Annotated in this window: 16 protein-coding genes and 2 pseudogenes; 9 read left to right on the top strand and 9 right to left on the bottom strand. The window is 59.5% G+C overall.

From position 1 onward, the window contains the following. Positions 1-14 precede the first annotated feature (14 nt). Positions 15-1,121 carry a sensor domain-containing diguanylate cyclase gene (locus tag JAO29_RS05255; RefSeq protein WP_334267133.1) on the top strand — a complete coding sequence of 369 codons (1,107 nt, stop codon included), beginning with the start codon at positions 15-17 and terminating at the stop codon, positions 1,119-1,121. 2 nt (positions 1,122-1,123) lie between these two features. Here JAO29_RS05255 and JAO29_RS05250 read toward each other — a convergent pair whose 3' ends face one another. Beyond that, on the bottom strand, positions 1,124-2,320 hold the full coding sequence (locus tag JAO29_RS05250; protein WP_334267132.1) for a hypothetical protein: 1,197 nt from the start codon (positions 2,318-2,320) through the stop codon (positions 1,124-1,126). Between JAO29_RS05250 and JAO29_RS05245 the strand changes: the two genes are divergently transcribed. The 5 genes and pseudogenes from JAO29_RS05245 (at position 2,319) to JAO29_RS05225 (ending at position 6,040) form a co-directional block, all read left to right on the top strand. Continuing rightward, positions 2,319-2,672: a hypothetical protein gene (locus JAO29_RS05245; RefSeq protein WP_334267131.1), complete on the top strand. Its 354-nt coding sequence runs from the start codon at positions 2,319-2,321 to the stop codon at positions 2,670-2,672. The genes JAO29_RS05250 and JAO29_RS05245 overlap by 2 nt on opposite strands. 119 nt (positions 2,673-2,791) lie before the next feature. Continuing rightward, positions 2,792-3,049, top strand: a pseudogene (locus JAO29_RS05240) (carboxypeptidase-like regulatory domain-containing protein); the annotation flags it as partial. Further along, a pseudogene (locus tag JAO29_RS05235) lies at positions 3,028-3,408 on the top strand (hypothetical protein); the annotation flags it as partial. The pseudogenes JAO29_RS05240 and JAO29_RS05235, both read left to right, overlap by 22 nt. Positions 3,409-3,429: 21 nt before the next feature. After that, on the top strand, positions 3,430-5,511 hold the full coding sequence (locus JAO29_RS05230) for a hypothetical protein (protein WP_334267130.1): 2,082 nt from the start codon (positions 3,430-3,432) through the stop codon (positions 5,509-5,511). 82 nt (positions 5,512-5,593) lie between these two features. Further along, complete coding sequence (locus tag JAO29_RS05225) at positions 5,594-6,040, top strand: MerC domain-containing protein (RefSeq protein WP_334267129.1); 447 nt, start codon at positions 5,594-5,596, stop codon at positions 6,038-6,040. Between the two features lie 40 nt (positions 6,041-6,080). Here JAO29_RS05225 and pqqE read toward each other — a convergent pair whose 3' ends face one another. From pqqE to tsaD, 7 genes are all read right to left on the bottom strand, one after another. After that, positions 6,081-7,166, bottom strand: coding sequence for a pyrroloquinoline quinone biosynthesis protein PqqE (pqqE, locus tag JAO29_RS05220; protein WP_334267128.1), 1,086 nt, complete (start codon positions 7,164-7,166; stop codon positions 6,081-6,083). Position 7,167: 1 nt separating this feature from the next. Continuing rightward, complete coding sequence (gene pqqD, locus JAO29_RS05215; protein ID WP_334267127.1) at positions 7,168-7,428, bottom strand: pyrroloquinoline quinone biosynthesis peptide chaperone PqqD; 261 nt, start codon at positions 7,426-7,428, stop codon at positions 7,168-7,170. 20 nt (positions 7,429-7,448) lie between these two features. Continuing rightward, positions 7,449-8,204: a pyrroloquinoline-quinone synthase PqqC gene (gene pqqC / locus JAO29_RS05210; protein WP_334267126.1), complete on the bottom strand. Its 756-nt coding sequence runs from the start codon at positions 8,202-8,204 to the stop codon at positions 7,449-7,451. Then, positions 8,201-9,112 carry a pyrroloquinoline quinone biosynthesis protein PqqB gene (gene pqqB / locus JAO29_RS05205; protein ID WP_334267125.1) on the bottom strand — a complete coding sequence of 304 codons (912 nt, stop codon included), beginning with the start codon at positions 9,110-9,112 and terminating at the stop codon, positions 8,201-8,203. The genes pqqC and pqqB overlap by 4 nt, the downstream gene beginning before the upstream one ends. 3 nt (positions 9,113-9,115) lie before the next feature. Continuing rightward, positions 9,116-9,196, bottom strand: coding sequence for a pyrroloquinoline quinone precursor peptide PqqA (gene pqqA / locus JAO29_RS23425; RefSeq protein WP_442886318.1), 81 nt, complete (start codon positions 9,194-9,196; stop codon positions 9,116-9,118). A gap of 142 nt (positions 9,197-9,338) precedes the next feature. Next, positions 9,339-10,811: a cysteine--tRNA ligase gene (cysS, locus tag JAO29_RS05200; protein ID WP_334267209.1), complete on the bottom strand. Its 1,473-nt coding sequence runs from the start codon at positions 10,809-10,811 to the stop codon at positions 9,339-9,341. Between the two features lie 122 nt (positions 10,812-10,933). Then, positions 10,934-12,142: a tRNA (adenosine(37)-N6)-threonylcarbamoyltransferase complex transferase subunit TsaD gene (tsaD, locus tag JAO29_RS05195; protein WP_334267124.1), complete on the bottom strand. Its 1,209-nt coding sequence runs from the start codon at positions 12,140-12,142 to the stop codon at positions 10,934-10,936. Positions 12,143-12,164: 22 nt separating this feature from the next. Here tsaD and JAO29_RS05190 point away from each other — a divergent pair, with 22 nt between their 5' ends. From JAO29_RS05190 to JAO29_RS05180, 3 genes are read left to right on the top strand one after another with little or no spacing between them, the layout of a single operon-like run. Beyond that, positions 12,165-13,550, top strand: coding sequence for a CCA tRNA nucleotidyltransferase (locus JAO29_RS05190; protein ID WP_334267123.1), 1,386 nt, complete (start codon positions 12,165-12,167; stop codon positions 13,548-13,550). 46 nt (positions 13,551-13,596) lie between these two features. Beyond that, a complete protein-coding gene (gene pelA, locus JAO29_RS05185; RefSeq protein ID WP_334267122.1) occupies positions 13,597-14,916 on the top strand; it encodes a pectate lyase in 1,320 nt (439 codons plus the stop codon). Then, positions 14,913-16,190 (top strand): flavin monoamine oxidase family protein, encoded by a 1,278-nt coding sequence (locus JAO29_RS05180; RefSeq protein WP_334267121.1) that lies wholly within the window; start codon positions 14,913-14,915, stop codon positions 16,188-16,190. The genes pelA and JAO29_RS05180 overlap by 4 nt, the downstream gene beginning before the upstream one ends. Here the strand turns inward: JAO29_RS05180 and JAO29_RS05175 are convergent. Further along, positions 16,179-17,090, bottom strand: a complete 912-nt coding sequence (locus tag JAO29_RS05175) for a DUF72 domain-containing protein (RefSeq protein WP_334267120.1) — start codon at positions 17,088-17,090, stop codon at positions 16,179-16,181. The two genes, JAO29_RS05180 and JAO29_RS05175, sit on opposite strands and share 12 nt — an antisense overlap. Between the last annotated feature and the right edge of the window lie 82 nt (positions 17,091-17,172).

Below are 17,172 nucleotides of genomic sequence, written 5' to 3'. Positions count from 1 at the left end.
AGGGATAGCAGTAAATGTTTGATTTCAAGGGGCCTTCATTGAAAGATCGGCGCCCGTTCGAAGTAATCGACAGCCGCCAGATGGATCACCTCAGGGTGTTCCACGATGTAGCGCGCGCCCTTACGGCAAGCCTTGAACTGGAAGAGATTCTCAGCGCCATCATGAACAAGATGGCGCAATTCTTTGGACCGGAGCGCTGGTCCATGCTGATGGTGGACCAGAAGACGAACGAGCTCTACTACGCGATTGCAGTGGGAGAGAATGCTGAAAGCCTCCGCGGCCTCCGCGTCCCCATCGGAGAAGGCGTTGCCGGGTGGGTTGCTGCCACCGGCAACCCGCTTGTCGTGCCGGATGTGAGGCTCGATCCGCACTGGGCCGCCTTCTCAGCCAAGCATCCCGAACTGAACATCCAGTCAATCGCCTGTGTTCCTGTGCGCTCCGGCGATAAAACGCTGGGTGTCATCCAGCTTCTCAACAGCAAGCTCGACCTGCTGTCGGAGTATTCCATCTCGTTCCTGCGAATCCTCTGCGACTATGCTGCGATCGCTATTCAGAATGCGCGATCCATGACGCTGATTCAGGAACTCACCATCACCGACGACTGCACCGGGCTCTTCAACGCACGCCATCTCTACACAATGCTCGAAGAACAGGTCTCCAGGCGTGGAGAGTTCAGCCTGATGTTTGTCGATCTTGACCGCTTCAAAAGCGTCAATGACACCCATGGCCATCTGATCGGCAGCAGATTGCTCGCGGAGGTGGGTAACCTCATGCGGCGCTCTCTGGGACCCGCCAACTCCGCGTTTCGGTATGGTGGCGACGAATTCGTCGCCATGCTGCCGGGAATGGGTAAGGCCGCCGCCATTGGAACTACAAAAGCTCTATGGGAAGATCTGCGCCGCACCCCCTTCCTCGAAGGAGCAGGTCTGTCGCTCAGTCTGTCCGGAAGCTTCGGGTTGGCGACCTATCCGGAAGATGGCAATACCGTTCAGGCGATCCTGCGGTCCGCCGACGAGATGATGTACGAGGCCAAGACCACGCGCGACAACGTCGCAGTCGCGGGCCGCGGACTCCTGATGGAACGCGCGAAGCTCCCGACCGCCATCCGGTCTTCCCGCTAACTCTATTGATCCGGACGCCTTGGCGAGAGCGCAAAGGGCCGCTTGGGCTGGGGAAGAATAGCATCGCGATTTGCCGGCGCCATAGGATGAACGCCGAAGTCCCACACTCCAAGATTTACTTCTCGATCCGACAACACCTCCATCAGGGCATACTCGCCAAAGGTGAGTGACTGCTTTGGCGTCAGCTTCATCCAGTGACCTCCAGGAAGGACCTCCAAAGTCGTCTGCACGACATCTTCAATCGGCTCGCCACCCCCAAGCAGACCGATTTTGAAGGAAGCCACCACCCGTGTGCCTGTTCGCACATCCGCCCTAACAATAACGAAACGACTCGTGCTGGCATCGTGGTGAGGATCGTCCTTCATCGCAGTCGAAGCCCCATGCGTATCGACCGTCAGGGGCGTATTGCCGTCCGGCACGATCGCCTCGCCAATCCGGATGTAGAGGACTGGGTTGTCGACGTGCAGTTGCACCATGGAGCGCTCCCCCTTCAACTGGACAAGTTGGTGAGGACTTGAAAGCGGATTGACCACGGCCTTCAGGATGTTATGAGCAGTATTGTGGTTCAGCTCGCCGTCGGACTGGGGAAGCGGAACCAGCTGCGGCTGCCCCTGGAACGTATCCAGAACCAGCACATTATCCAGCTCAGGCAATCGCAGGTCAGGAGCGACCTCCGGAGTCATCGCCGCGCGATCCGCTTCTTCCTTCAGCAGTTCGGGGTCGATCGGTGGGGCCTCTCCCTTTTGCGAATCCTCGGGCTCCGCATGGCTTCGTTCCCATTTCTGGGTGGCATCGATGTCCACCAGCGCAGCCGGAATCTCCTCCTGCACCCCGCCACGTTCGGCGGAGATGTAGCGGACTCGATCGCCAATCACCTCATAACTCATCACAATCTGGTAGCTGCCGTCTTTGAGAATCAGGCGAGTACGGTGCGGTGACGAACTATCGGCTGCCGGCAGAGACTTCCTCTGCGCCGACTGCCCTTCCCCATTGCTGACAACAGTAAGGGGCAAGAGCCCCGCAAGAAGTAACATTCCGAGGAACTTTGTATGAACTCGCTTCGTCTTACCCATAGACCTGATTCCCACAGTTTTCTGCCAGCGCTTCATTAGACGTGCGTCGAATGTCGAGACGTGCAGGATGTCTGCGATTTTGGCATTCCCCTCAGGCTGTGCTAAACCAAAAGAGTACACTTCCATGCGCTTATTCTCTCAACTCGGACGGCAGGAGCAGCAGCCTATCTGGCTTCAGGTGCTTGCACTCGTCTGCGTTTTTGCAGTCTGCGCGATGAGTACGGCCCAGGTCTCTCACACTCACGCTGAGTTTTCCGCGCTGAAGCAGCAGGGCACCCATCACAATGGTCCTGCGCCGGACGACCACTGCCCGCTCTGCGTGGCAATGCACTCTACGCTGGCGGTCCCGGATCACTACGCCCCTGAGCCGATGGTCTCGATGTTGCGGTTTGACTCCGTCGCGGCTGAGGCGGCTCGCATCTTCCGGTGGCGCTTTGAGATGGCCAGCCGACCTCCACCTGCACAGAACTACGCCTAGTTCCTGCAGGTATTCGACATCTCTGGACCCTCTCCGGACGGCTTTGCTTACCTGTCACGCAGTTCTGCATTTTCTGAATTGCTTCTCTTCCTTCTCAGGTTCGACAGGAGTTCTTTTCCATGGGTAAGTCTGTTCTACGCGTCCTGTGCGCATCTTTTCTCGTCCTCGCCGGTCTGGTTTCTTTCGGTTACGCCCAAAGCAACTCCGGAACCGTATCCGGTACTGTCACTGACCCCAGCGGTGCTGTAGTTCCCGGTGCCAAGGTGCAGATCGCCAATCACGTGACCGGTTACAGCAGAACCGCCACCAGCGACGCCTCCGGGCAGTTTCACTTCTACAACGTTCCCTTCAATCCATATCGCGTCAGCACTACAGCAGAAGGCTTCGACCCCGCGACGAAGTCCGTCGACGTAAACGCTGTCGTTCCGATCACTCTTCCTCTTCGGCTGGCAATTGCCGGTTCTTCGACGTCGTCACCGTCGAAGGGGGTTCCGATCTCATCGAAAATGACTCCACCTTCCACACAGACGTTGACCGCAACGTTATCGATCGCCTTCCGGTTGAGAGCCAGTCCTCTTCGCTCAGCTCCATCGTTACGCTCTCTTCTCCGGGCGTGTCAGCCGATTCGAACGGACTATTTCACGGACTTGGAGATCATGCGGAGAACTCCTTTTCTGTCGATGGCCAGCCGATTACAGATCAGCAGAGCAAAGTCTTCTCCAATCAGCTTCCCGCCGACGCCGTTCAATCGTTAGAGGTGATCGGCGGAGCTCCGACAGCTGAATACGGCGATAAAACCAGCCTCATCATCAAGGCCACCACCCGCTCCGGCCAGGGAGTCACAACTCCCCACGGCAGCATCGCTCTGGACTATGGAACCTTCGGCACCACCAGCGTCGACGGCAACGTTGCCTATGGAGGTCAGCGATGGGGCAACTTCGTTGCTGTTAATGGAATGAACTCCGGCCGCTTCCTCGACGGTCCCGAGTTTCAGACGCTGCACGACAAGGGTAACCAGCAGAACATCTTCGATCGTGTCGACTTTCAGTTCAAGGATCAGGATTCGCTCCACACCAATCTGCAGTACACGCGCTCCTGGTTCCAGACCCCGAACTCCTTTGACACGATGAGCGTCAACGACCAGTTCGGGAATCCCGTGGGAGAGACCGATCAGCGATCGAAGATCGAGACCTTCAATATCGCTCCCACATGGACACACATCCTGAACCAGCAGACCGTACTCAATCTTGGCGCCTATGTCCGTCGCGATGCGTACAACTACTACCCCAGCAACAATCCACTCGCCGACCTTGGGCCCATCCAGCAGGAGACGGTCCAGCAGTATCGAACCCTGACGAACACTGGCGTTCACTCCGACGTCTCATGGGTGAAAGGTATCCACAATGTGAAGGTTGGAGGCATGTACCAGCAGACCTTCCTTCGTGAGAATCTCAGCACCGGCCTCATCGACCCTCTCCTGAACTCGCCCTGCGTCGACGCTCAGGGCGATCCGGTCAACGGCTTCCTTGATCCTTCCCAGTGCCCTGGAGCAGGGCTTCAGCCCAGCCTGACGTTCAATCCTGTACTTCTCCCACACGACCTCACGAGAGGCGGAACGAACTACGCATGGCACGGACGTACCGACGTCAAGCAGCTGGCGCTCTATGCTCAGGACCAGATCACCAAAGGTCCCTGGCTTCTCAACCTGGGTATCCGCGGCGACCTCTACAACGGTCTCTCCGTCCAGCGTCAGGCCGAACCGCGCGTCGGCATCTCCTATAACATCAAGCGCACGAATACTGTCCTTCGCATCTCTTACGCACGCACCCAGGAGACGCCGTTCAACGAAAACCTCGTACTCTCCACCAAAGGCTGCTACGACCCTGTTATTCAGGGAATCTTCCTGACACTTGGAACCTGCACGCCCACGCCCTTCGATCCCGGCTTCCGCAACGAGTTTCACGCAGGCCTTCAGCAGGCCTTCGGAAAACATCTCGTCGTCAGCGGAGAGTACATCTGGAAGTACACTCACAACGCGTTCGACTTCAGCGTATTCGGCGCCACCCCCATTACCTTCCCGATCGCGTGGCATAACTCCAAGATTCCCGGCTTTGCCCTGCGCGCAAACGTACCCGAGACCCACGGCTTCACCGCCTTCGTGGTCATGTCGTCGGTCGCTGCCCGCTTCTTCAATCCCCAGATCGGCGGCGTCGGCGCAACCGTGGGTTCACCGGGAGGCTATCCCTTCCGCATCGACCACGACGAGCGCTTCAACCAGACCACGCACCTGCAGTACACCCTGCCATTCCGCAAGAGCACATGGGTGGGCTTCAACTGGCGCTTCGACAGCGGACAGGTCGCAGGCGCGACCCCCTGCTACAACACGACCGACCCCAACAGCGGCTGCGCAGACTTCTCTTTCGGCAGCGACGGCAATCCCCTCACGATCGGCGGACAGCCCGCCGTCGACCTGAGCAGCCTCACAGCAGACCAGCAGTTTCAGGCGGGTCTGGCCTGCAATGGAGTTAGCGCCACCCCAACCAGCGGCCTGCCCGATCTCTGCCTTGCATCGCAGCTAACCTCTTCTCTCCTTCACATCCCTGCAGCGAACACTGGTAACGACGACCACAACCCACCCCGCGTCCAGCCGCGCAATCTGTTCGATATCGCACTCGGTGAAGATAACCTCTTCCACGGCGATAAACACAGAGTCGGCTTGCGCGTCACAGCCGTGAATGTAACCAACAAGTACGCCCTCTACAACTTCTTATCAACGTTCTCCGGAACGCACTACGTTACTCCACGTGCGATCACCGGAGAGATCAGTTACAACTTCTAAGCTCAACCGCAGGGCGATCATGAACCCATGGTCGCCCTGCTCTTCCTCCGATTAGAAGCGAACACGCGATAGAAAGCTAACAATGAACTTTATCTTGAGGGCGTCGCAGGTACATGTGCGCCGCCATGCTGACTTGGCTGGTGCCGCCGCATCCGGCATCTGTCTCATCCACTGTCTACTGGTGCCGGTTCTGGTGAGCTGTATTCCAGGGTTCGTCGCATACATCCCAGGAGACGCCGGGTTTCATCACGCCCTCGCCGTCGTAGTTGTCCTCCTTGGGACTGCAGCATTTGTTCCCGGCTATCGGCTTCACCGGCGCAAAACGCTCCTTGCACTCGTTACCGCCGGAATCTCGCTGGTCCTTATCGTTGCCTGGTCTGGCGAGACCCTCAACCCTGCCCTCGAACTCATCATCAGCCTTGCAGGGTCCTCCATGCTGATCGGAGCCCACCTGCTCAACCGCAGCTTCTGCAGACAGTGCCTCGACTGCAAGGAAGCGGAGAGCTGCAGCGCGACGAAGATAAATTGACTGGATCGCCTGCTGCCCACTTCAGGTTAGCGGTTGTTGTTCAGCCTCGCCAGATGGGCAGAAGTTCAGGCTCGGAGACCCGAAGATCTTTCAGAAGATCATGATGCGGGCTGAAGCTGCAGACCGGATCGATCGCGTTCGGGTCTCCTGTCAAAAGAAACGCCTGGCATCGGCAACCGCCGAAGTCACGCTCTTTTCTCGGACATGCCAGGCAGGTCGGAGACATCCACGCGTCTCCCCGGAAGCGCTGGAATGCGGAGGACGACTCCCATATCCACTTCAGGTCATGCTCGCGAACGTTATCGAAGGTCATTCCGGGGATGATCGCCGCAGAGTGACATGGCAGCGCCTGGCCCGCTGGATCGATCAGCATCGTCTGGCGGCCCCAGCCGCCGACACATGCTTTGGGGAAGCTTCCGAAGTAGTCCGGGAACACAGCCTCGAGATGAATCCTCCCCTTGAGCCGCTCCTTCGCCGCTTCCACAATCGGCAGGGAACGCTGTACCTGCTCCTCGGTGGGCATCAGCAACGAACGATTCTTCAGAGCCCAGCCGTAGTACTGGACATGCGCGATCTCAAGTCGATCGGGCTGGAGATCTTCCGCCAGTGCAATAAACTCCTCCAGACGATCCAGATTCATCCGGTGAACGACCAGATTGATCGTGAAGGCGAGATGAAACCGCTTGAGCACGGGAACCAGTGCGAGCTTGATGGCATGTGCCCGGGTGCCTGCAATATGGTTGGCCGAAGCCTCTTCCAGATCCTGAAAGCTCAATTGCAGGTGTTCCAGACCCGCCTCGACCAGGGTCGCGAGACGATCTTCTGTCATGCCCACGCCTGACGTGATCATGTTGACATAAAGTCCGGCATCGCGCCCGGCACGGATCAACTCCGGAAGGTCTCTTCTCGCCAGGGGCTCTCCTCCAGTCAGGTGGAGATGGAGAACTCCCATATCAGCCGCCTGCTGGAAGACTCGCTTCCAATCCTCCGTCGAAAGCTCCGACTCAGCGCGCTGCATCTCGATTGGATTCGAGCAATAGAGACAGTGCAGCGGACAACGGTGCGTCACCTCCGCAATAAGCGATAGAGGCGAACCAACCGGCGATATTGTGGCAGCCGAACTCATCTCAGGCTCGTATCACTCCTCGCTGCTGCAGGCGATTCAACAGGTCCAGAACGTCTTTCTGAACTTCGATCTCGTCCGCGCCTTCATACTGATGCAGCAGATCTCCAACCACGGCACTCACGTTGCGGGTACCATCCAGCATCGTAAGAATCTCTCGTGTCGGTCCCGTAAGATTGAGCGTCCCCTCCGGAATCAGCAGTACGCTCTCAGTTGGATGCAGGCGGCATCCTGGCGCCAGCCGCGGAATTGAATTCAGTTCCATCGATCAACCTTCCATAGCTTTCAGTCGCACTCCGGGACAAACGCACCCGGTGGAATATTGCCGGGTACGACATAGGCGTAATCAATCGCATCGAGCTGTGCCCAAAGGATGGCGCACTTCGCCTCGAGAGCACCGATCACCTGCTCCTGCTCCGCCCGAGTTGTGGCATGCGTTGCGACATAGTCGAAAGCAAACGTTGCGTCCTCTGGAGCCTGCGTCAGTCGCCCTACGAAGTAGGCGAGCCCCGGCACAAGAAACGGGTAATGAAGACGCATCTGATCCATGCGCAGCGAGATCAGGTCGCGTGAGAACAGTTCCGTCAGGGACGATGCAACTGCCACCAGCAGCGAGCTGTCGCGAACCAGCGCGAGATAAGCATCGACGGCATAACGCACGCCGGGAAGAACTCCTGTGCAGGGAATAACCTGCTCCCGTCGAAGTCCCGACGCCTCGGCCAGCTGGATCCATTTCTCCACGCCGCCGTAACCATCCTGATCTCCGTCATGGTCGAGAATGCGCTTTCTCCACGCACGCCGAAAGGCGGGATCTTCACTCTTGGCCAGCAGGAGCGAATCCTTGATCGGAATCCGGCTCTGGTAGTAGTACCGGTTCAACGCCCAGGCCTGCAGTTGCCCGCGAGTCAGTTCCCCTTGATGCATGCGCAGGTGAAAAGGGTGACGATGGTGGTATCGGCTGTCTCCCACCGCCTGCAGCCTCTCGCGCAACTCCTGCCGCGTAAGCAGCGTTGTCTCGTCAGATATCGTCGTTGTCATCATTGATCCAGTTGCCACCCGTCGTGAGCCACCTGCCAACCTGCATCCATCACCGCCCTATGCTCCGGGCTGCTGGCGTCGAGAATCGGATTGGTGTTGTTGATATGGACGAAGATCCTGCGTGGAAAGTCGAGATCGGCCAGCAGTGCAATCGTCCCGTCTTCGCCGCTCAAAGGCACATGCCCGATGGATCGGGCGAGCGGTGTTCCTGCATGGGTGCGGTTCAGCTCCGCATCGCTCCAGAAGGTTCCATCCGCCAGCACGGTATCGCATGTACGATAGATCTCCCGCAGCTCCTTCGTAATCTCAGGAAGAGACGGCGTATAGGCGATTCTGCGTCCGTCCTTCTCCAGCAGAAGCCCAAGGCTCGCCTGGCCCGGTTCGCCCGTATCCAGCTCACGCGCATAGAACGGAAGCGATCCTTCCAGCGGAATCGGTGTGCAGTAGATTCCTGACTCGCCCAGCGAAAACTTCTTCCCCGGCACAATCTCTACCCAGGTCAACTGGTTCGGGACGCGTTCCAGCATGCGGAAGAACGAGTTCGCCTCCAGGGTCTTGCGCACGAGGGCGGTCGCATAAATCGTAAGGGGCTGGAACTCCCTCAGCAGCAATACTCCCAGAACCTGGTCGAGATCGGCCGTAGTCAGCACAATGCCGGTGATCGGGGTATTGCGTCTTCCCAACCCGGGAGAGGGTTGAAGCTCGGAATTCGCCTCGATCTGGATACGCAGATCGGGAGATGCGTTCAGCAGGAACCAGGCTTTGCCATCTCCTGAGAGAGCTGCCTGAAGCTGGAGTCGCGGGGCGACATTTTGAGGTGAAGTCCTGCAGCGATCACAGAACTGGCAGGCGCAGTTCCACTGGGGAACGCCGCCACCGGCAGCAGTCCCCAGCATCTTGAAGAAAAACATTCTCTAGCGTTCTGCAGGGGCGTAGCAGTTAATCTCACAAGCGAGGTTGACTTCCTGGAAATCGGGACGGATCCATGTCTTCATTCGCGGTTTTCTCCTGTTTCTTTTGGATAAAATCCGGGGAGTTCGATACCCTTCCCTCACCCACCGGAATCGTATCCGGAATTGTACCTAATCTTAAGGACGACTGGGAATGAAAGACGTTAGCTGGTCTGACAACCGGACCCTATTTCCTTCTCCATCGGACTCCGTCCTTGGAATCTTCGATCAATATCCCCTTTGCCAGCAATTCGTTACGAATTCCGTCCGCTCTCGCGAAATTTCGAACCTTTTTGGCGTGGGTGCGCTCCGCAACCAGCTTTTCGATCTCCTCATCGGGCATCGACAGCTTGGTGACCAGCTCAGGAGACGCCTCTGCAAGTCTCCCCTCGTGCTCCGCCCAAACCAGTGCAGCGCGGGTGATCTCCGCGTCGTTGTCCTTGAGGACGGCAAACACGCCGTCAAACAGGTCCAGGACCCGGAGAATCTCTGTGACGTTGCCCGACCGAAGCGTGCCCGCATCCGCAGCAGAGTTCGCCGCCCTCACCAGCTCAAAGATCGCCGCCCGGGCCTCAGCCGTATTCAGGTCATCCGTCAGTGAAGCCGTATAGCCCTCTTCCGCCTTCGCGGTCGCTGCCGCAAGAGCCTCGTCGCGACCCTCAGCGAACCCACCCTTCAGCATTCGTTGATGGAAGGTTCGCAGCCGGTCGATCGCATTGGTCGACTCCAGCAGCGACTCGAACGTGAAGTTCATCTGGTGCCGGTACGGAACCGAGATCAGCAGAAAGCGTATAGCCGAAGCGCGATACCCCTTCAGCAGCAAGTCCCGCAGGGTGTAGAAGTTCCCCTCCGACTTCGACATCTTGCGGCCTTCCACCAGGAGAAAACGGACATGCATCCAGTGCCGCGCAAAGGTATGCCCCGAAGCGGCCTCCGACTGTGCAATCTCGTTTTCATGGTGCGGGAACATCAGATCTTCACCGCCGCAGTGCAGGTCAAGCGACTCCCCCAGGAACTTGGTCGCCATTGCGGAGCACTCGATATGCCACCCCGGCCGTCCGCACCCAAGATCCGTGTCCCAGCTCTGCTCGCCAGCCTTGCACGCCTTCCAAAGGGCGAAGTCGCGGGCCGCGTCCTTCTCGTACTCATCGACATCGACGCGGGCGCCGTCTTCGATCCCATCGAAGTCCTTCCGCGAGAGCTTCCCGTACTCCGGAAAGCGCGCGATGCGGAAGTACCAGCTGCCATCCTCCGCCCGGTACGCAATGTCCTCGGCGGCCAGCTTCTGGATCATTCCCACCATGTCCGGGATGCAGCTGGTCGCATGCGCCACAATCTCAGGGCGCAAAATCCCAAGCGCATCCGAGTCCTCAAAGAACGCTCGCTCGTACTTCTCCGTGTACTCCGCAATGGGCTTACCTGCGGCAGACGCATTTCGGATGATCTTGTCGTCGACATCCGTGATATTCATCACGAACTTGAGCGCCATCCCCTGCTGCCGCAGAAAACGCCGCAGGACATCGACATGCAGGAACGTCCGGAAGTTGCCGATGTGGCCGTAGTCATACACCGTCGGTCCGCAGCAGTACATTCGCAGTTCGGCAGCGCCGACCGGCTCCAGCGTCTCAACTTTGCCACCCAAAGTGTTGAACAGTTCCATCTTTGCCACGTGCGATTTTGTCCTGGCGCAGCCGAGCACGTAGCGCGGGTGCAGACCTCTCCCGTTTGGAGTTTTCTTGTCGATTCTAGCTGACTTCCTCGTTAACGATGGCGGAACAGACCTCAGACTGCCCCAAGCCGAAGCTGCGGCGTCGCTCCCAGCGTCTCGTCCGCAAACTCTCGCGCCATAAACTTCGGCCATGCCGCCGCTGCAATCATCGCAGCATTGTCGGTCGACAACGCCAGTGACGGAAAAGCGACCGGCAATCCCCGCTTATCCGCCTCCGCCTGAAAACGGCGACGCAGTTCGCTGTTCGCCGCAACCCCGCCCGAGACGACGATTCCGCGGGCTCCAAACGCCTCCGCGGCGGCGAAGCTCTGGCGGAGCAGATTTCCTACGACTGCATGCTGAAACGACGCGATAAGATCCAGAGTCTGCCTATCGCACAGCGCAACCGCCTCTTCAGAGTGCGGATCCCACTCCGGGTGTTCCGCCAGGGCCCTGCGGCGGGCCTCTACTGCCTCCCGCATCCCATGGGTCTCGATGTATCGCAGGACCGCCGTCTTGATTCCACTGAAGGAAAAGTCAAAATTTGTCCGCCCAGCAGAGTTCCCGATAGCGGCTTTGCCCTCGATCGAGCTTTCCTGCCGATCTGTGCGCGTCTTGATAGGTCCGAAACGGAAAGGCACGGCCAGCGGATCTCCTCGCCTTGCCAGCACATCGATCCATGGACCTCCCGGATAACCCAGCCCCAGCAGCTTGGCGACCTTGTCGTATGCCTCACCCGCGGCATCATCCACAGTGCGACCCACGTTCCGATAACGCCACGCACCTTCCGCCTGCTGCTCCGCAAGATAGAGGTGGGTATGCCCTCCAGAGACCACCAGAGCAAGCAGTGGCAGCTCCATCTGGACGCCGCCATGCTGCCGGGCCTCCATCAGGACGGCGTGAATATGGCCTTCGAGATGATTGACCCCGATCAGAGGCTTCCCCGCTCCAAAGCTCAGCGCCTTCGCATAGGTAATCCCTACCAGCAACGCGCCAGCCAGCCCAGGACCCTCTGTCACTGCGATCGCGTCGAGATCCTCAAACGAGACCCCTGCCCTCTCCATGGCAGCCCGAACCACCGGAACCACATTCCGGAGATGTTCCCGGGATGCGAGCTCGGGAACCACGCCCCCATAATTGGCATGCAGGTTCATCTGCGACGCCACGATATTGGACAGCGCCTCATCTCCTGCACGGACGACCGCCGCTGCCGTCTCATCGCAGGAGCTCTCGATGCCCAGAATCAGCCCGGTCCCCTTAACGCTGTGGTCGTTCTCGCGCATCTCTTTATCATAGGGGACCAGGATGCCCGCCTCAGAGAACCCGAAGTACGCCGCTGCCCGTGATATCGCCAACACGCTTCGTGCCGCAGGCTATCAGGCCTATCTCGCGGGAGGCTGTGTTCGCGATCTTCTGCTCGGGGTCACGCCGAAGGATTACGACGTAGCCACCTCTGCACCCCCAGGCGATGTTCTCTCTCTCTTTCCCGAGAGAAAGACTCTGACCGTCGGTGCCCACTTCGGTGTCGTCCTCGTCTGCGATCCCGATGGCACCGCCACAGAGGTCGCAACCTTTCGCAACGACGGCGTATACAGCGACGGCCGCCGACCCGACTCCGTGCGCTTCTCCTCCGACGCCAGAGAGGACGTCCTCCGTCGCGACTTCACCATCAATGGCATGCTGCTTGACCCGGAGATCTACGACCGGACGGGAGACCCGGCCGAGTCCACCCTGGATTTCGTCGGTGGTCGCGAAGATCTTGCAGCTGGCCTTGTGCGCGCCATCGGTGATCCTTCGCTGCGCTTCAGCGAAGATAAATTGCGCATGCTTCGAGGCGTTCGCTTCGCAGCGCGACTCGGCTTCGCCATCGAGCCCGCAACCGCAGCCGCCATTCAGCGGCTCGCCGGCACCGTCACCGTTGTAAGCCCCGAGCGCATTCGCGACGAGCTCACCCTCATCCTTACCGAGGGCAATGCGCGAGTCGGATTCGAGCTGCTCGACCAGGTTGGATTACTGCCCTACATCCTGCCCGAGGTGAAGAAACTGCAAGGGGTCCAGCAGCCGCCGGAGTATCACCCCGAAGGCGACGTCTGGCTCCATACCCTGCTCCTTCTGGAGAAGCTGCCCCCCGGAGCATCCCCTACCCTTGCCTGGGGAGCGCTGCTGCACGACATCGGCAAGCCTGCAACCTTCCGTGCGCCTGACCCCAACGACCCGAAAGACCGCATTCGCTTCAACGGTCACGTCGAGGTGGGAGTACGCATCGCGGAGGAGATCCTCTCCCGCCTTCGCTTCTCCAACGAAGACATCGCCCAGATCACGGCGCTCGTGAAAAACCACATGCGATTCGCAGACGTGCTTCACATGCGCGAATCAACGCTCAAGCGCTTCCTTCGGCTGGAGCGCTTCAACGAGCATCTCGCTCTGCACCGCATGGACTGTCTCTCTTCGCATGGCGATCTCAGCCTCTATGACTTCGCCCGTGAGAAATACGAGACGGTCCCCTCGGAAGCCATACACCCCAGCCCTCTCATCACCGGACGCGATCTGATTGCAGCCGGGTACGCCCCGGGTCCTCGCTTCAAAAAGATGCTCGAGGCAGCGGAAGATGCGCAGCTCGAAGGAGCGATCACCACCTCCGCACAGGCTCTCCGCTTCGTGCAGAATCGTTTCGGTTCTCCCACGAAATAGCGGAGGCGCGTCTTCTCTGCGCCGGGTTCCGTCCATCACTTCAGATATGCGCCTCTCCTTCAACGTCTTCGCCCTTGGATTCGTACTCATCCCTTCTCTCAATGCTGCGGTCGTCGGGACCAGTAAACCTGCCGAATCCATCACGGAGGCCCGCATCGCGCAGCTTCCACCGGCCCAACGCACACGCTGGACCGCATATCTCAAGCATTCCCAGCAACAGCAGAAGGCCGATCGGGCTGCGCTCTCATCGGAGCGCCTGCCGGGAGCACCTGTCCCGCCGCTGCCTGCGGAGGCCTCCTCCGCCCGAAGCATGCCTCTCAACCGGCCGTCTTCCTGGTACTCCTCTGCGGAGGCTCAGCATATTGCTGACGTCATCGTCAGCTTTCAAACACCTGCAGGCGGCTGGAGCAAGAATCTCGATATGACCGGAGCAGCGCGTCTCAAGGGCCAGAGCTACGCTCCGGACAACCTCAACAAGCATCCCTCCGCCGACGACTTCGACACTCCGAAGGACCCCGATTGGAACTACGTCGGAACCCTCGACAACGATGCCACCACGACGGAGATTCGTTTTCTGGCGCTCGTCGCAGCTGAAAAGCCTGAACACAGAGCGACCTATCAGGCCAGCATCGTGAACGGAATCCGCTACCTGCTATCGGCCCAGTTTCCGAATGGAGGATGGCCGCAGGTTTGGCCGCTGGAGGGCAGATATCACGACGCCATCACCTACAACGACAACGCCGTCACCGAGGCCGCTCAAGTTCTCACAGAGGTGTCCGAGAACGATGCAACCTACGCCTTCGTTCCGAAACAGCTCCGCGTACAGTCCGCCACTGCAGCGAAGCACGCAGTCGACTGCATTCTCGCAACCCAGGTCCGCATCCACGGACAGTTGACCATCTGGGCGCAACAGCACGATGCACTCACCCTCGAGCCCACCACTGCGCGCAACTACGAGCCTGCCGCTCTGGCCACAGGGGAGAGTGCGGATCTGCTGTTGTACCTCATGCATCTGCCGCATCCGTCTCCACAGGTCGTAGCCGCCGTTCAGGCTGGCGTGGGCTGGTTCAAATCCGAAGCCATCTACGGTCAGCAGTGGGCCGGAGGCCGCGACACTCCCGGCGGGCGCCACCTCTCACCCGTCGCCGGTGCCGGTCCCATCTGGGCCCGGGTCTACTCCATCCCCGAGGAAAAGCCCATCTTCGGCGACCGCGACAAGACCATCCACGACAACGTCGCGGACCTCTCGCCCGAGCGGCGAAACGGATATCAGTGGTATACCGGTAACCCCCAAAGCGCCCTCGACGCGTACCTATCCTGGAGCAACGCTCATACTCCAGTCACCCGTGCATCTAATCGCCGATGACCGATACCGATATTCTCATCATCGGGGCTGGCATGGCTGGCCTCACCGCAGCACGAGCGCTTGCGGAAGCCGGCCTCAAAGTAACGGTCGTTGAAGCTCGCGACCGTGTTGGCGGAAGAATCCTCACCCGCCATGTAGATGGCCATGCGATCGAGCTGGGCGCTGAGTTCATTCACGGACGTCCCGCGGAGCTCTGGGCTCTCATCACCGAAGCAGGCGTTCAACCGTATGAGCGCGATGGCTCCAGCGCCTGCTATCGCAATGGTTCCCTCGAGCGCTGCGATGAGCAGGGAGGAGCATTCGACCTCCTGGAACAGCTTGAGGACCCGACGGGGCCGGACACCAACTTCGCCCAGTACCTCTCCGGGGTTGAAGCAACCGAATCCGAAAAACAGTCCCTCCGCAGCTTCGTCGAAGGCTTCAACGCTGCCGACGCCGGCCAGATCAGCGTCGCCTCTCTGGGAGCGCAGCAAAAGGCCGAAGACTCCATCCAGGGCGATCTCGCATCTTCACTGCCCGGCGGATACGATCGGCTCGCAGAGTACCTCGCCGAATCCATTCGCGAACACGGCGGCCAGATCCACCTCAACCTCCCCGTTCGTGAGGTCCGCTGGAGCCCATCTGCCGTTCAGGTCACCGCAGGCGAGCAGCTCTTCAACGCACCCCGCGTCATCGTGACCGTCCCTCTGGGAGTCCTCCAGTCCGGAGGGCTCGTCATTCATCCGCATCCCGGGGGGACCCTCCTCGCCGCTTCGCAACTGCGCATGGGTCATGCCATCCGCTTCACCCTGCAGTTCCGGGAGCCCTTATGGAAGAGAATGCCCGCGACACCCATCCAGGACCTCAGCTTTCTCTTCAGCTTTGAGGAGATGCCTCCTGTCTGGTGGACCACGCATCCGCATCCCAGTTCCCTGCTCACGGGCTGGGTCGGCGGTCCGCGATCCAAGGCGCTCGCAGGGCTCGGCCCGGAAGAACTTGCAGCGCAAGCATGCTCTGTTCTCGCGCGCATCTTTTCTGTCGATACATCCACGATCCGCGATCTTCTCCTCGACTGCCACACCCATGACTGGAGCGCCGATCCCTACTCTGTCGGCGCCTACAGCTATGTCGCTGCCGGAGGGATCGATGCTCCACGGCAGCTCTCCGAGCCTGTCGCCAACACTCTCTTCTTCGCCGGAGAGCACACCGACACGACCGCGCACTGGGGAACGGTACACGCTGCCATACGCTCCGGTCTCCGCGTCGCGCAGCAGATTCTCAACTCACCTGACTGAGGGCATCTGCAGCATGCTGTCGACTCGCTTGCGCAGCCCCTTCGCATCGAAGGGAGCCCGTACCTTCGCATCGTTATCGAAGTACACGTAAACATCGCGCGGTGTAACACAGGCGCTCGTGCCATGCGCACAGCGGCCCTCCGGCTGTTCTCCGCGCGCCCAGCGCACGACGCGCCCCGCCCACTCGTCCAGAGCAACATCCTCATACCCGCTCGTGTACAGCTGCTCTGAACCATGCAGCCGACAGTAGACAAAGTCTGAGCTCACATCCATCAGCAACGGCCACTCCACCGTATCGGCAACTACCAGGCCGATATCGTACCTCCTCAACAGGTCGATAAACTCCGGCACCGCAAAGCTCTCATCGCGAATCTCGACGCAGTGGCGGAGAGGATAATCCTTCTTCACCCTGAAACCTGCGTCTTCCGTCATGCGATCCGCATGCTTTCGCATCAGCGAAGCCGCCTCTCGATGCGAGCGCGGCAGCAACTTGAAGAAGGTCTCGAAACGCGCGACATCGAACCGCATCTGTGGCGCGAACTGCCACAACAGTGGTCCGAACTTCGGTCCCAGGCGCAGCAGGCCGCTCCCGAAGAAGTTCGCCAGAGGAACGCGAGCCTCACGCAGCTTCAGCATATGCGTGATGAATCGGGAGCCTTTCACCGCAAACACAAAGTCGTCCGGCGTCTGGCTGGACCACGCCGTAAAACTGTCCGGCCTCTGTAGCGAATAGAACGTTCCGTTGATCTCGATCGAATCGAAGTTCTGCGCCGCAAACTCCAGCTCTCTGCGCTGCGGAAGTCCCTTCGGATAAAAGACGCCCCTCCATCCCGCATAGCGCCAACCCGAGATCCCAATACGGATACGCCCCGACTTTTCCGCCGCCGCCGTCTCGCTCATACCCTGCTTGGATGATTCCCTCGCAGGCGAAGCCCATATATTTCACGAAGATTACTCCGGCAGATTTCCAGCAACGTGCATC

The sequence above is a fragment of the Edaphobacter sp. HDX4 genome (assembly GCF_036877565.1).
In the GTDB taxonomy this organism is placed as follows: Bacteria; Acidobacteriota; Terriglobia; order Terriglobales; family Acidobacteriaceae; genus Edaphobacter.
Note: the sequence above shows the minus strand (reverse complement) of the source record. Positions and strands in the feature narration are given on the sequence as shown.

Bases quoted from the DNA above. Each gene is read 5' to 3' on its own strand.
- pqqB (WP_334267125.1), bottom strand. From the start codon at position 9,112: ATGTTTTTCTTCAAGATGCTGGGGACTGCTGCCGGTGGCGGCGTTCCC.
- JAO29_RS05245 (WP_334267131.1), top strand. From the start codon at position 2,319: ATGCGCTTATTCTCTCAACTCGGACGGCAGGAGCAGCAGCCTATCTGG.
- pelA (WP_334267122.1), top strand. From the start codon at position 13,597: ATGCGCCTCTCCTTCAACGTCTTCGCCCTTGGATTCGTACTCATCCCT.
- pqqC (WP_334267126.1), bottom strand. From the start codon at position 8,204: ATGATGACAACGACGATATCTGACGAGACAACGCTGCTTACGCGGCAG.
- JAO29_RS05225 (WP_334267129.1), top strand. From the start codon at position 5,594: ATGAACTTTATCTTGAGGGCGTCGCAGGTACATGTGCGCCGCCATGCT.
- JAO29_RS05175 (WP_334267120.1), bottom strand. From the start codon at position 17,090: ATGAGCGAGACGGCGGCGGCGGAAAAGTCGGGGCGTATCCGTATTGGG.
- pqqA (WP_442886318.1), bottom strand. From the start codon at position 9,196: ATGAAGACATGGATCCGTCCCGATTTCCAGGAAGTCAACCTCGCTTGT.
- cysS (WP_334267209.1), bottom strand. From the start codon at position 10,811: ATGGAACTGTTCAACACTTTGGGTGGCAAAGTTGAGACGCTGGAGCCG.
- pqqD (WP_334267127.1), bottom strand. From the start codon at position 7,428: ATGGAACTGAATTCAATTCCGCGGCTGGCGCCAGGATGCCGCCTGCAT.
- JAO29_RS05255 (WP_334267133.1), top strand. From the start codon at position 15: ATGTTTGATTTCAAGGGGCCTTCATTGAAAGATCGGCGCCCGTTCGAA.
- JAO29_RS05190 (WP_334267123.1), top strand. From the start codon at position 12,165: ATGCCCGCCTCAGAGAACCCGAAGTACGCCGCTGCCCGTGATATCGCC.
- tsaD (WP_334267124.1), bottom strand. From the start codon at position 12,142: ATGCGCGAGAACGACCACAGCGTTAAGGGGACCGGGCTGATTCTGGGC.
- pqqE (WP_334267128.1), bottom strand. From the start codon at position 7,166: ATGAGTTCGGCTGCCACAATATCGCCGGTTGGTTCGCCTCTATCGCTT.
- JAO29_RS05180 (WP_334267121.1), top strand. From the start codon at position 14,913: ATGACCGATACCGATATTCTCATCATCGGGGCTGGCATGGCTGGCCTC.
- JAO29_RS05250 (WP_334267132.1), bottom strand. From the start codon at position 2,320: ATGGAAGTGTACTCTTTTGGTTTAGCACAGCCTGAGGGGAATGCCAAA.